This is a genomic window from Pseudarcicella hirudinis, from assembly GCF_900115665.1.
Lineage (GTDB): Bacteria > Bacteroidota > Bacteroidia > Cytophagales > Spirosomataceae > Pseudarcicella > Pseudarcicella hirudinis.
The window spans coordinates 22,861-37,234 of the sequence record NZ_FOXH01000007.1 but is presented as its reverse complement, the minus strand read 5'-3'; the positions used below and the strand labels follow the sequence as shown (position 1 = coordinate 37,234).

Sequence of the window (14,374 nt, the reverse complement as noted above, 5' to 3'; positions counted from 1 at the left end):
TATTGCATTGTCGGATAATTCGCCTAATTTTGCATCACAATTCAGCAACGAAGTAGCGAATGAGATACTAAAAGTTGAAAATTAAAATGGTCCGGTAGTTCAGCTGGTTAGAATACATGCCTGTCACGCATGGGGTCGCGGGTTCGAGTCCCGTCCGGACCGCTGAGTAAAAGTCTCATAATCAATAGATTGTGAGACTTTTTTGTTTATATTGGTTTAAACCATATTTTTCGGTTTAAACATAGTTTAAACTTTGCATTGTATTAATTATCTTAGTACTTTCATAAAAGCTACAATTTGAGTTATCACAACTAATCACTATATTTTACTGTATCAAAAGTTTTTTATGACTCGTTAACAGCCCTTGTTACAATTTGAGTCACAAAAATTATTTTCTTAAGAAATATATCAAAACTAGTGGAATATAATTGGTATGTTCTATTTCAAACATCACCTTATTACACCTTGAGCTTGTAGTTAAACCTAGATTTTCACATATAATCTCTATTATTTTTTGATTTTCATCAAACTTCGATGAGTGTAATAAACTAATTATTGTTAGACTATATATATCGCTAATTCATCAAAATATACATAGCAGTTTAGAAGGTTTAAGAAAACTTATTTAATTTTAAACATACTCATGCCCAGTCTAATTAAAGATTCTACTGATTTTACTATCATACTTACTTCGTAGACATTTTGCATTGAGTGGTAGATTATAAAAAAACAAGTTCTAAACAAATTTAATTAACTATGACTTTAGCTCAAATAAACAAAGAAATTGAAAAGCACTTCTCATATTGGACTGATAACTACAATCGCAAAGTATTGAACAGTAATGACGCACGTATTACAGGGGAGTACATCTGTAAAGCTTGTATAATGTACAATAAAGGAGAAGCTGAAGGAATGAAAATTATTCAAAATCGGAGCATGAATATTCCTTCGGCTAGTAAAAAGAAAACAACTTCTAACGAAGAAACACTAAAGTTTATCGATTTGATTCAATGCCTTTGGGATTTAGATTTTTTTAAGAATAATCCCATTACTAAAAATCAGTTTGATATATTAAGGAATATTACTAATCCTTCATCTCACTCAGTAAATAGTGTAAAAAAGATTGTTACAGAACAAGAATTAGAAACTTGTCATAATAATATTAAACCACTAATAGAATGGTATTATAACGTAACTAATCAACCTATTTCGAAAGAAATACAGAATGCTCTAGATGGAAAACCTGATTTGGAGTATCTTTCTGAGTCGCACGAGAAATGGCGTGAGTTTTTTATTGCTTGTCACGATTTTAACAGAAGGTATCAGTATATTCTTGTATCACCAGAATCGATTTCAGAAAATCCAGATACCATCGCGGCTTTTACTGAGTTACCTTGGCGCTTGGTACTTGACTTTAATCCGAAATCTGATTTAAATGAAATGGGCTTGCTTTATCATTTTAATAAATTAAAAGGTTCTGGATATCAAAAATCATTTACTTTGAAATCAACTAAACCTGACTTTGATGCTGAATTTCCACATTACTGGTTTTTTGCAAATGGAGATTGTAATATTGTTCAGCCTATTAATGATTTCAAAGATTGGAAAAAAGATTATAAGACATATTTATCAGATACATTATATACAGAATTTAACAAAGGTTCAAGGCCTCGAACCAGATTTGTGGTAATGCTTGGGATTTCACCTAGATATACAAACTTCATAATTAATGAGTTTAATAGAAAGGATGAAGAAAACCTAAAATTTATTATTTGCCCAATAGGTTCTGAGTCTTATGACATTCTTGATGATAATGTTGAAATTATAAATATATCGGCGGAAGAAATTGCGGAGGGTATAAATAAAAGTATTAGTTTTCAAAAATCTGACAATCAGCATTCTGAAAACAAAATTTTAGTACCCATACGTAAAGAAGACAAAACAAGAACTTTCATCACATTAACACAAGACCATTTCGATTATCTACATACTTTGGGAATTGATGTAATTTTTAAGGGAATTGAAAATTTGCCAAATACAAATCAAGAGCCTGAAGCTTTTTTCAAGGGAGCTACTATATCTTGGAGGGATTTATATGAACAAAAAGATAAGTCTCGTAATGCAACGCAAAGTCTCTTGAAAAAACTTCGAGAGAAGTTAGATGGAAACACACTGGAATCTTTAGAACTTATACATGAAGCCGGTGCAGGAGGAACAACTCTCGCCCGTCGTATGGCTTTTGAGTTATCATCGGATTTTCCTGTCGTTATTTTACGCAAATATGAACATAAAAAAACAATTGATGGGTTAAGGATTTTAATTGATACATATACACGGGGTAGTCTACCACTATTGATTGTTTTAGAAACCTTTGAGGTTAGAGATTATCAAAAACTTTATGGTGACTTATCAAACGACCATAAAAAAGCAGTAATCTTACAAGTAAAACGAGGAATAATAGCTTCAGCGAAGGATAGAAAGTTTACTTTAAAGTCTCAATTGGAGGTAAATGAAGTTCCTATGTTTGAAAGAGAGTTTAGTTTATTAGTACCACCTCGCAAGGAACATATTCAAAATATAAAAATAAATTATCATACTTCTCCTAATTATATTTCTGCAGTATTATATGCACTAACCGCCTATGGTAGAAATTATGATATTAAAGGATATATTACACAATGTCTTCACGAGGCCAGCACCGAGCAAAAAAAATTAGTTGGTTTTATTTGTCTGATACACCATTTCACGCAAAAATCTACCCCAATTGAACTATTCACGTCTCTTTTAGGTGTCGATAGGCATAATTGCTACTTACAAAAAATATTAAAAGCTAGTCCTATTTTAGACTTATTGCATGAAGAATGGGAAGGAGATGAAAATCTAAATATTTGGAGACCAAGATATGTTATATTAGGTGAACGGGCAATGAAAATCATTTTAGGAGGAACTGATTCTGAGCAAAACTGGGAAAGTGGTTTAGCTCGATGGCTTTTAGACCTCATAAAGTATATTGGTACAGCTATTCCTCACCTTGATGAAGAAACTAAACAGATTTTATTGACATTATTCATTACCAGAAATGGAGAAGATGGAGAGGGAGGAAATAATGAAAGTTTTACGAAGGCAATCACGTCTTTATCAAATACTTCTGATGGAGAAGCTATTTTTGAAGCTTTAACTAAGACCTATCTTAATGAAGAGGCGTTCCATGCTCATTATGCTCGTTATCTGTATGACGATAAGATTGGAATAAAAAATTATGATAAAGCAATAAATGAGGCCAAATTATCACTCGAAATTCAAAATAATTCAACTCTTATACATACACTAGGTATGTGTTACCGAAAAAAGGCGGAAAATTATATTCGTGACTTCGAAAAAATGGGACTATCCTCGGAAGAGGCTGAGTACGAAATTCAAGCATTAACAGACCAAGCAGTTGAAACTTTTGAAGATTCCATTATGCATGATGGAAAAAATATTTATGGGTATGAATCTGCAATGAGAGTTATCCTTAATGCTCTCGATTTTGGGTTCAAAATCAATAAAGCTACTTCGAAAGATGATTTTCTAAACAGCGTTAAAAATCAATGGTATCTTGAAAGATATGATAAAGCTCAGTTATTTCTTGAAAATGCTTTATTTGTCATTGAGCAATCAAAGACTTTAGAAGAGAAAGCTAGATTTATTAAATCCGCCGAATTTATTTATAAATGTGAAGAAAAGGTATTTTCGATTTCAGGCGACCATTTTAAAGCAAAAAGTAAATATGAAAATTTAGTAAAAAACACCCCATCTGGCTATCAGTTTATGCGTCCACTTTACAGAAGAATGTATGTTACACACTTGCTTTATTCAAAATTATCACACCAAAGCTATAGAAACCGGTCAGATATATCAATAGCTTGGGAAAAAGTGTCACAAAATGAGTTAGAGGAGTGTATAAGTTTTCTAAGAGCAAATTTTATAGACGACGCAGCAAATATTCAGAATATTAAATGGTGGCTTCAAGCAAATCGTTTTTTTAAAAATCCACCAAGTATTGAGCAATGTCTTGTAGAGATAAGTGCTTGGTCACAAAATACACAGCAAAGTATCCTATCTCAGTTGGAGGCATATTATTACTTATACGTAATGAATGCTATAAAGGCCATACAAAGCGGAAATTTTGACCCTTCAAGTGTTCAATTAGTAAAGGATATGAAGGAAAAAATCAAACAATTACCAATTCAAAAGAATGAAAAATTTTGTTTTGAATGGTTCGGTAAAGGTGTAGGTATTCAACAAATAGTCAGTCATAAGTCATTTGTAGATTTTAAACCAGGTTTTATTGATTCAAATAAACACCTTCTAGCAGAAACAACAGGAAGAATAAAAGATATTATAAGTCCACAAACAGGTACTATAACTTTAGATTGTGGATTAGAAGCTTTTTTTGTTCCTAGTCATGGAGCTTTTACGGAAAGAAATAAAACTGATAGAGTAAAATTCTACGTTGGTTTTCGCTACGACCAAATCCAAGCGTGGTCTGTGATTCCAATTGAAAAAGAAAGGGTTAAAGAACAGATTAAAAATGAATATATTGAAATAGAAGAAACTTTAGATAATGAAGAGCCTCTAACCTCTACCTCTGTAAACAATGAGCTCAGTACAGAGAATTTAGAAAAAAAAGATACAGAACAGCTAAAAGGCTTGACTATTATAGGAAAGATAGATTTACCAGACAGTAGAAAACACGTAACCAAGCCCCCCCAAAAAAACAATGAAATAGTTTATAAAGAAGAAAACTACATACCTACACCAAATACAGAATATCAAGGTACATTAAAATCAATTAAAAAAAATAAAGGTTTTGGTTTCATCGTAAGTTCACTAGATAAGGATACTATTTTCAATGAGAATAGATTAAAAGACTTAGACTTAGATGGATTATCAAATGGGGATTCTGTTCAATTTAAAGTCTATTTTGAGAATGGTATTCCTTCTACTGATATATATGGAAATTATAAGGCATCCGAAGTCAGGTTAAATCTTATTAAGTAGAATTTAGTTATTAAAATTGCTAGTGAATTATTTAAACTTGTACAGTTATTCAAAATAAATCTCTCTTTAACCGTTATGATTTAATAATTATCATAACGGTTAAAGAGAAATGATTAACAATTAGCTTAAACCATATTGGGATTCAATAATATTTGTCCCTTGACCTTCTCTGCCGCTTCTAACCTCTTCTTCCCTTCCTCTTTTTTCTTCTTAGGAAAATAGAAATAAACAAGATAAAGGCCAGCGCCAAAAACAATTAGTAGGAAGAAAAATAGAAACCCCCACCAACTAAAACCTTTACTGGTAGATGGTATGACCACATCAATAGCTTTCTCAATTGCTAAACCTGATAGACTTTCGCCTGCTTTTTCAAATGGATTAGAAATTATTTCAAACATGATTTACGAGAGTTTAATGGTGTCTAATAAGATGGTGTAAATATCCTCAATCTGGGTAATCGTTTTACTTACGGTCTCTCCATAGATATTTCTGTATTCGAGAGTCTGGCCTTTACGCAGTTGAAATGCGTTTTGCAATAACTCATTTTCATAAAAATCGACTTTCCTTTTAAAATGATGAAGGTGGGCTTTTTGTTGAGATAACAATGTCTGCAACTCAGAGTTGTTGTTTGATTTTGTATGCTGCTTTCGGGTTGATATGATAGTATCTACATACTCGCTCAAAGTCATTCCCATTAGCTGAGCCTCTTGTGCCAATTCTATTTTAGTTCGAGCTTCGCACTTGAAGCCTAAGGTTACTTTGTTGGTAGCATATTGGAGTCCTTCCAACTGTAATGCTCTCCCTGTTCTAATTTCGTTCATTGCTTATTGTTAGATTAATCGTTATTAACTTACTGGTTTAAAAATAATTAACCCTCGAAAACCGACTTTGGGTTAACGAGGGTTAATATGTGTTAATTCGAATTAATTAAAGTTAATTCATGATGTTTACACCAGTCAGTCCGGGGGCTCCCCTAGATGGTTTATGATTAACTCCACTTGCTTAGGGGTAAATATCCTTTGATTTTCAATCAGAACAAGATTCGAGATTAATCCAAGCCATTTATTAAAAGTAGGTAGGCTTACCTTATATTTTCGAGCTAACTCCGTTCTATTCATTGGAGGAAACTTATTTGTATCAGACATAATATTAAGAGCTTTTATACGCTCACATTCGCAGACCCATATACATGACTTTGCGAGTGCGAACATGTTAAAATGGAATAATTAATTTGTAATGTGCACTCTTCTCCACCGTAAATCGTTCAATAAATCCCTTGTCATCTAGTTCCTTGAGTCTATCCTCAACTATCCTCGAACCACAATCAAAAGCCTCCGTAATCATCACAATCAACTCTTTTTTACTTTTGGGTTCTTTCAAGTTATCTGTAAGCCAATTTTGAATATCTGCTATCTGTGCTTTATTTTTCTTCATGGCTAGCTTTTCATTAATAAAGTCATTACTAGCAAGGACTAACCCCTTCGATTCTTCAGAGTACTGTACATAAATTGGGTCTAATCTCTTGGTATTTCTTGAGTGTAAGAACTTTAAACGTATCAAGTCTGTATCGTTTCCTTGATTATCTTTTTCAAAGCCTATTTGTATAACTTGTGAAGCCTTATTATTCAATTCCGTACCTAGGTGTCCACGACCTTTGTCGTTACCTGCTGAGGGATTTTCATGAATTACACAAAGAAAAGTAACATTATAAGTATTAATGGTTTCATTGAGCATGCCAACAAGTCTAAGGCTTTCTCTTACATCATTAAAGTTCTCAACGCAGTCAGTCACAACATCGAACACAATGAAGAGATTATATATCTCATATCGAGTTCTAAACCTTTTGATATACTCATTTAACGTATCAAACCTCTCACTTCGAGGAATATCAATTAACGATATATAATCTAAATTTTCGGGTTTATCTTCTATCGAATAGCCTGAAAGTAGCTTGATTTTTTGAATAGCATAAGGAAATTGGTCATTGATATTACGTTCTGTATCGACATAAAGCACAACTGGTTTCTGCATAGCATTTCGTTTCATGCCTAAAAACCGATGGCTTGATTGGGTAATATCTCTTTGCAACATCAATCCACAAAAAATCTCCGTTAACCTTGATTTGTGTACACCCTTTTTACCTTGAATAATATTTATCGTGTTAGGAAAAATAATACCTGTTTTATTATACGTAATGATGGGAGAACTAAATGCAATCGTTTTACAGCTATTAGATTGTATCTTTTCCTGAGTTGCTAGTATCTTTGCAAGGTTATTCTTTTCATGAACTACTCCGCTAATCTGTTCAGGATTGAGGTATTGCTTATATTTATCAGTATTCATTATTTTCTTCATTTAGGGTTGTAAAACATCGACTTAGAAGTAGATTAATGACATTATCTTGTAAATCATTACGCTCCCTTAATTCCTGATTTTGAAGTAGTAGCACTTGTTTTTCACACGTTAAGCTCGACAAAAGTGACGCGATTTGTGCCGTTTCTTCAAGATATGCCCTCTTTAGAAGTTGTACCATATCCAATAGACCAATGATTTGATTGATTTCTGTCTCTAAATTTTTAATTCTCATAGAGACATCTTCCTTCATTTCATCAAAAAGCATTTTTCTCAGCTTTTCCAGATATTTACATTTAGCATCAAGTAGTTTTTCTACATGAAAAAAGCTTTGAGCAAATGCTTCCTCCCAATACAAAACAAAAGCTTTAGTATCTGCTTGCTTATGAGGATTATTCATCGTAAGCCTCCTTTCTTACCAAAACCCTCTTCTTCTATTTCCTTTCGAGTTTTCTTTTTACCAGATTCGACCCACTGGATAAGGTCTGCTTTGAAGAAAAGAATCTTCTTTCCAATTTTCTGAAAAGGAATTTTCCTAGAGGAAGTAAATTGATACAGTGTTGATTTAGGAATATTTAAAAATGAAGAAGCTTCATCTATCGACAAAGGCTTGTCGGCTGTTCCTAAAGATTTTGGTGTTTGCTCAGCAATGACTTGGCGAACGGAATGCTGAATTAGAGATACTAATTCTTCTGGAGTTACTAAGATTAATTTGGAGGATATTTCCATTTGTGTCGTCTACTCAGGGGAATAGTTCGTTGTCCCTTTCGATGACACAAAGTTTTATTGGTTTTTTAAGTGTAGGGGTACCCTATAGGAACACCCTATTTTGTTGTAATTATTTCTTACCAATTAACTTTTCCGACATATGTATCTCAGTATCAATTAGTTTAACGATATCGTGAAATTCATGTTCTCTGAAATATTCTTTTATTACATTTAGGTCTTTTATTAACTCTTTATCGGTTTTAAAGTTAGGAGCTTTCTGTAATTTACTGTAAATATCAGAATTTTGAATTTTTGTAAAAGTTGTCTCTGTTGTTAAGTGAATAAAACGAGCCAATGGCGAAATGTCTATATTTACTCTTGGTTCTAATCCATGGTATTTAAAAAAGTAATAATATAGTAAAACTATCTGTGACTGGGTCATTTTTACTTTTGATATAAAGGGTGGCTCTAAACTTATAGGAATGGGAGGCTGTATTTCTTCAATTTCCAACTTATCATTATTAGTTTGAAACAAAATACCAAGTTCTCCTTCCTGACTCATATAATTTATTGCATAATGAGTATAGATTTCAAAAGCCTCTTTACCAAACATTGAATTAATTAATACACTTAATTTTGGTGTAAACTCTTGCTGGTCTCTTTTTATAATTGTAATCACTAAACTCAAAAAATCTCTTGTGAAGTACGGATAAAAGTATTTTTCATAGCCTTTGGGTTTGGACGTTATATCAACAAAAAATAGAAAATATATACGTTGAAAAATGGTTGGAAATTTTCCTTTCCTAATTGATTTATAAAAACCCGAATAAACTATTTTTTTTAAGAAGTAATTGGCATCAGGAGTCAGGTCTTTAAAAAGTGATGGATTTTGTTCAGCCATTTCAAACAACAATGCAATCTCATTTAAACATACCTTAATGCTTTGACCATAATTTTTCTTTAAAATAAGCCAAAATGGACTATTTTTTTTTAGGTAATAATTTATCCATTCCTCTATTTCTTCTTTTGTTTTTTGTGCTTCAATTGCACTTATTTTAGTCGCATGATTATACTTTTCATGTTGTAGTCTTATTCCTGTTAAAGCTAAATTATAAGAATTCATTGTTAGAATCCAAAGAACATCTATAACTCTGAGATTGGCAAAATCTTCTACTTTTTTGAATTGATAATTCAAATTAAATTCAGGTTTAGGAATTTTATATTGTTCCATCGTTACATTGAGTTAATAGAAAATGGCTAAAGTCTTTTTTTATCTGTAATCTACCCAACCATTGCCTTACGATTGGTTTCCTCAATGATTTGGATAATTTTTTGGTCATGAGTCGGAAAAACACCACTTACACCGCTTTCATGGAATCGAGTAAAAGGCGGCTCAAAAAGCATTTCGGGGTCTATTTTACCGTTAGCTGTGAATTGCTTGATGATAAATTCGATAAACGTTATCTGTTCTGATGTTAATGGGCCATTAGAAAGGAAAGATGAAAAAGCTTCTCTTACAGAATGAGGATCCAGACCCAATATTGAACGAACAAATTCACCAAGTGGCTTGTCTCCTATGATTTTCTTGAACTCTTCATGCGTTGCTACACCCGACTGCTCGAATAGCATTTTATCAAGGGCATCTAATTCAAAGCTTGTAATGGCTTGATTGGTGTGAAGCCTATGAATGGTTAGATTATTAGCATTTTCTAAAACGATTTTTTTCAATTTTGCATAATGGCTTTCAAAATTCCCATAGCTACCAGCGAAGTCTTCGACCACTAAAGGAGCAGTAATTTCATCTTGAAAATTCGTGTAAAAGATACCTTTACCCGAACTGACCTCTATCAATTTACTTAAATCTCGTATTTCAACACGCACGTTCTCAAGGCTTGGGATAGACATCGTTTCCCAATATTCTTGTTGCACTAACATTCCTAAAATAGGCTTTTTTTGAGCAATAGAAGGTACTGTGTCTGCTTTTCTCAGCAATTCGCCAGCCATGACTTTGAGCTTTTCAACGTAGCCTCTTTGCGACCGCTCGTTTCTTAGAATGGCTAATTGCATTTTTACCATCATTAAATCAAAACGTTTGACTAATTCATTTGTCTCTTCGTTTTGGATTAAAGGGGCAATATGTTCTCGTAAATCTTGTAAGTCGTTGTTTTTTAGAGAACTCCAACTACTGATTTTACTATAGTGTTCTACCTGTCTGAGATGTAATCGAACTTCAAAACCGCTATTGGCCTCGAGGTTGCTTACTTGGCTTTGAAGGGTTTCGACCAATGCTTTTGCTAAAGCGAAGTCTTCACTATCAGGATGAGCGTTACCTTGTGTTTGTAACAAAAACACTAATTCGCATCTTGAAACAAAGGTATTAGCTGTGACAGACATTGAGTTACTTGGAATGATACCAGCGGGATTAAGTCCAAAAAAATCGAATGTACCACAAACATCAAACACAAAAAAGTTTTGTTTATCTTCATCTGGGGCAAATAAATCCTTACAAAGCCTTGTACCTCTTCCCAACATTTGCCAAAACTTTGCTGCTGAAAATACAGGTTTGAAAAATACTAAATTAAGAATTTCGGGAACATCAATACCCGTATCAAGCATATCAACAGAAATAGCAATTTGAGGATACTTTTGTTTGATTTTGAAATCATCAATACTTCGTTCGGCATTTTTATCGTAATTGTCAATTACTTTTGCAAAAGCAGTATCCTGATGTGGATATAGCTGATAGAACCGCTCAAATATAAATTCTGCGTGTTTATGATTGCGAGCAAAGATGATGGTTTTACCTAATTTGTCGCCTCCTTCTACTTTATACCCATACTCCATTAACGATTGAAGCACTTTATCAACCGTATCTTGATTGAATAGCCATTGATTAATCGCACCAGAATCTATTTCGTCGATGACTTCTCCCGTAGCAGGGTCATAAAATTTCCTTTCCCATTCTATCTTTTCTTCTTCTGATAAATCGGCATAGCGTATGCCCTGCGTTGGAAATTTGAGTGGTAATTTAATTTTCTTTACGGGTACTAAAAACGCATCAGCAATGGCGGTCTCGTACTCGTAAGCGTCGGTTGGCTCTTCTTGCAAATGATGAAAGAGGGCATAAGTATCTCTATCTGTTTCGTTTTTGGGGGTAGCTGTCAAACCTAAATAAAGGGCATCGAAGTATTCGAACACCGAACCGTATTTGTCATAAATAGAACGGTGTGCTTCGTCGATAATTACTAAATCAAAATGCCCGACTCCATAATACCGCTTTTCATTACGATAATCGCTATCTATGCGGTTAATAATGGTCTGATACGTAGAAAACACAATCCGTGCTTTACCGTCGTCCTCTTCTTTGGTGAGGTCGATACCTGTGAGATTCGGCAAATATTGATTGAAGTTATTTTTGGCTTGTGTTACCAATGCGTTGCGGTCTGCTAAAAATAGGATTTTTTTTGCCCATCGTGCCTTGGTAAGCATATCTACAATGGCGGCTGAAACCCTCGTTTTGCCTGTACCTGTTGCCATGACCAACAAAGCCCTACGTTGTTTTTCTTGCTCAAATCGCTCAGCTACTCTTCTAATGGCTCTTTCTTGATAGTATCGGTTGGCAATACTTTGATTTACCTTTTGCTCTTTCAGTACATTGCGTTGCGCTTTTCGTACAAAAACTCTTTGTAGTTCTTCTGCATTTAAAAAGCCAAATACTTTGCGTGGTGGATATTGGGCATCATCCCACAAATAAGTATCATAACCATTGGTATAAAAAATAATTGGACGCTGACCATACGTTTGTTCAAGGGCATCGGCATAATACTTGGCTTGGTTTCTTCCTCTTTCTACGGCTACACTGGTGCGTTTGGCTTCTATTACAGCCAAAGGTTTACCATCATTGCCCCAGAGTACATAATCAGCCTTTAGTGTTGTGGTCTTTTTACTGGCTTCGTCGGTAGTTTGTATTGGAAACTCCTGTACGTTTTGAGCTTCAATATCCCAACCCGACTGGCGTAGCATTACGTCAACATACAGCTTTCGGGTTTCTTTCTCCGAAAGCACCAATGGGGATGTTACCTCACCGTTCTGCTGGCTTATTCTCTGATAATGAGCCAACTGCAAGCGAATTTTCTCTAATTCTTCTTGTGTTTGATTGAGTTCTGCTGTTCTTCGCTCCAGTTCTATACTTCTTTGCTCTGATACCTCTTTGCGTATTTTTTCAATCTCTTTTTCTGTGAGAGCTAAAGATGTTTGGCTAATTAGCTCTTCATCGAATGCCTGATAGGCAGGTTGTTTTTCGGAAAAGGTTCTAGCTACGGCAAAACAAAACCGAAACAAGTATTTTACACAAGCGAGGGCTTCATTACTTGGAATACCGATACTTTTATGTGCGGCATCGTTGCCTCTACTTTTGATAAAACTCAACTCTTTACCATAGTGTTTTCCCCAAGTTTTTTGAAAACTTTGCTCCCAAATCAAATCATTCAGGTTGATTGGACTTTTGTTGGGCAATGCCAAGGTACTATCATGGTCGTAGAGCCATGTCAGCATTTCTTCTAGGGCTTTTCTACTCAATAAAGCAGCATATATGGGTTCGTTATAAACGTTACTTTCAGCTTTTTGGGCAGTCTTGTAGATTTCTAACCAATCGTTGATGAGGAAAGCAAAGTTAGAGGTGTTCATGTGTAGGTAATTTTATAATTTGAAAATTTGAAGATTTGATAATTTGAAAATAGATTTAATATCCTCATTTTCAAGTTAAACTCATCTTCAAATTTTCAAATTCTCTCATTTTCAAATCTTTAATAAAGCCTCTAAAGCTGATAAACCTTTTTGGCGTTCGATGTCTAAAAGATGTATTTTTTCAAGAATAACTGCGGGCTTTTCATAGTGTTTTTCTTCGTGAATTACTTCTTTATAACGGTTGATACTAAGGTCGTAATTATTTACCTGAATTTCATTTAATGGTACAAAAAAAGATTTATCCGTGCGTTTGCGGTCTTGCTCTTGGGCTAAATTATGGTAGCGAGCTACAATGTCTGCAATATCATTATTCTCAGGTGTTTCTTGACGTTTGTCGTCTAGGCTGTAGCCATCTGCTTGCATATCATAAAACCAAACGTTATCTGTACCGCCCGAATTGGTTTTTGAGAAAATTAAAATGGCGGTACTCACCCCTGCATAAGGTTTAAATACGCCCGAAGGCATCGAAATTACAGCTTTTAGTTGATGCTCTTCTATGATGGCTTTCCTGATTTGTACGTGCGCTTTCGACGAACCAAACAATACGCCGTCGGGTACAATTACCGCCGCACGTCCGCCAATTTTTAAGCCTCTAAGAATCAGACCCAAAAACAACAATTCCGTTTTTTTGGAGCTAACAATCGAAATGATATTTTTCTCTACGGCATCGTGGTCGAGGCTTCCTTTAAAAGGTGGATTGGCTAAAACCAAACTGGCTTTGTTCACAAAACCGCTATTCCCTTCCGAAAGTGCATCAACATCTACCAAATTAGGCTTTTCGATACCGTGCATCAACATATTCATTGAACCAATCCGAATCATGGTTGCATCAAATTCAGTTCCGATAAACATATCTTCGTTGAAATGCTTTCTGAAATCTGAATCTGTAATAAAGCGTTCTTCGTAATGCTCTTGAATGTACTCGGCTGAGGCTACCAAAAAGCCACAAGTACCTGCTGAGGGGTCACAAATGGTATCTTGCGGTGTTGGTTGCATCATGTCCACCATCATCTTGATAATATGGCGTGGTGTCCGAAACTGCCCATTTGTGCCTGCCGTGGCAATTTTAGACAACAAGTACTCGTAAATATCCCCTTTGGCATCTCGTGAAGTCATCGATACATCACTGAGTAAATCCGCTACTTGAGTTAATAGTCTGGATGTAGGTATCATAAAGGTTGCACCTTTCATAAAGCGACTGAATGAGTTTTCCTGCCCCATATTTTTCATAAAATCGAATACACCTTCTTCTTTGGTAAAGAGTCGGTACAAATCGTCGGCTTCACGGTCTTTGAAATAGCTCCAACGCAATTCTTGTTGTGTTTCGTCAAAAATAGGTGCTTCTATGGCTTTATTCAAACGATTAGCTTTTAGCTCTTTGGCGGCTTGAAGTTCGTCGAGCCTTTTGATGAATAATAAATACGTAATCTGTTCAATTACGGTAAGAGGGTTAGAAACTCCGCCTGTCCAAAAGGCATTCCAGATTTTATCTATTTGTGAGCGTTTTTCGCCTGTAAGCATCTTT

Annotated in this window: 9 protein-coding genes and 1 tRNA gene; 2 read left to right on the top strand and 8 right to left on the bottom strand. The window is 34.5% G+C overall.

The features are described from left to right. Nucleotides 1–88: 88 nt before the first annotated feature. Together BM179_RS13435 and BM179_RS13430 are read left to right on the top strand one after the other, a co-directional pair. Nucleotides 89–162 (top strand) — tRNA-Asp (locus BM179_RS13435). A 594-nt stretch (nt 163–756) separates the two neighbouring features. Then, complete coding sequence (locus tag BM179_RS13430) at nt 757–5,043, top strand: S1 domain-containing protein (protein WP_092017660.1); 4,287 nt, start codon at nt 757–759, stop codon at nt 5,041–5,043. Between the two features lie 125 nt (nt 5,044–5,168). Here BM179_RS13430 and BM179_RS13425 read toward each other — a convergent pair whose 3' ends face one another. The 8 genes from BM179_RS13425 to BM179_RS13385 form a co-directional block, all read right to left on the bottom strand. After that, nucleotides 5,169–5,441, bottom strand: coding sequence for a hypothetical protein (locus BM179_RS13425; RefSeq protein ID WP_092017659.1), 273 nt, complete (start codon nt 5,439–5,441; stop codon nt 5,169–5,171). A 3-nt stretch (nt 5,442–5,444) separates the two neighbouring features. Beyond that, nucleotides 5,445–5,864, bottom strand: coding sequence for a hypothetical protein (locus tag BM179_RS13420; protein ID WP_092017658.1), 420 nt, complete (start codon nt 5,862–5,864; stop codon nt 5,445–5,447). A 391-nt stretch (nt 5,865–6,255) separates the two neighbouring features. After that, a complete protein-coding gene (locus BM179_RS13410) occupies nt 6,256–7,386 on the bottom strand; it encodes a hypothetical protein (RefSeq protein ID WP_143095226.1) in 1,131 nt (376 codons plus the stop codon). After that, nucleotides 7,376–7,795: a hypothetical protein gene (locus BM179_RS13405; RefSeq protein ID WP_092017655.1), complete on the bottom strand. Its 420-nt coding sequence runs from the start codon at nt 7,793–7,795 to the stop codon at nt 7,376–7,378. The genes BM179_RS13410 and BM179_RS13405 overlap by 11 nt, the downstream gene beginning before the upstream one ends. Next, nucleotides 7,792–8,124: a helix-turn-helix domain-containing protein gene (locus BM179_RS13400; RefSeq protein ID WP_092017654.1), complete on the bottom strand. Its 333-nt coding sequence runs from the start codon at nt 8,122–8,124 to the stop codon at nt 7,792–7,794. The genes BM179_RS13405 and BM179_RS13400 overlap by 4 nt, the downstream gene beginning before the upstream one ends. Before the next feature lie 109 nt (nt 8,125–8,233). Further along, complete coding sequence (locus tag BM179_RS13395) at nt 8,234–9,334, bottom strand: hypothetical protein (protein ID WP_092017653.1); 1,101 nt, start codon at nt 9,332–9,334, stop codon at nt 8,234–8,236. Nucleotides 9,335–9,384: 50 nt separating this feature from the next. Continuing rightward, a complete protein-coding gene (locus tag BM179_RS13390; protein WP_092017652.1) occupies nt 9,385–12,789 on the bottom strand; it encodes a DEAD/DEAH box helicase family protein in 3,405 nt (1,134 codons plus the stop codon). Between the two features lie 111 nt (nt 12,790–12,900). Next, nucleotides 12,901–14,370 (bottom strand): type I restriction-modification system subunit M, encoded by a 1,470-nt coding sequence (locus BM179_RS13385; protein ID WP_092017651.1) that lies wholly within the window; start codon nt 14,368–14,370, stop codon nt 12,901–12,903. Nucleotides 14,371–14,374: the final 4 nt, after the last annotated feature.

Coding starts and splice junctions, on each gene's coding strand:
- BM179_RS13430 (WP_092017660.1), top strand. CDS start 757: ATGACTTTAGCTCAAATAAACAAAGAAATTGAAAAGCACTTCTCATAT.
- BM179_RS13425 (WP_092017659.1), bottom strand. CDS start 5,441: ATGTTTGAAATAATTTCTAATCCATTTGAAAAAGCAGGCGAAAGTCTA.
- BM179_RS13420 (WP_092017658.1), bottom strand. CDS start 5,864: ATGAACGAAATTAGAACAGGGAGAGCATTACAGTTGGAAGGACTCCAA.
- BM179_RS13410 (WP_143095226.1), bottom strand. CDS start 7,386: ATGAATACTGATAAATATAAGCAATACCTCAATCCTGAACAGATTAGC.
- BM179_RS13405 (WP_092017655.1), bottom strand. CDS start 7,795: ATGAATAATCCTCATAAGCAAGCAGATACTAAAGCTTTTGTTTTGTAT.
- BM179_RS13400 (WP_092017654.1), bottom strand. CDS start 8,124: ATGGAAATATCCTCCAAATTAATCTTAGTAACTCCAGAAGAATTAGTA.
- BM179_RS13395 (WP_092017653.1), bottom strand. CDS start 9,334: ATGGAACAATATAAAATTCCTAAACCTGAATTTAATTTGAATTATCAA.
- BM179_RS13390 (WP_092017652.1), bottom strand. CDS start 12,789: ATGAACACCTCTAACTTTGCTTTCCTCATCAACGATTGGTTAGAAATC.
- BM179_RS13385 (WP_092017651.1), bottom strand. CDS start 14,370: ATGCTTACAGGCGAAAAACGCTCACAAATAGATAAAATCTGGAATGCC.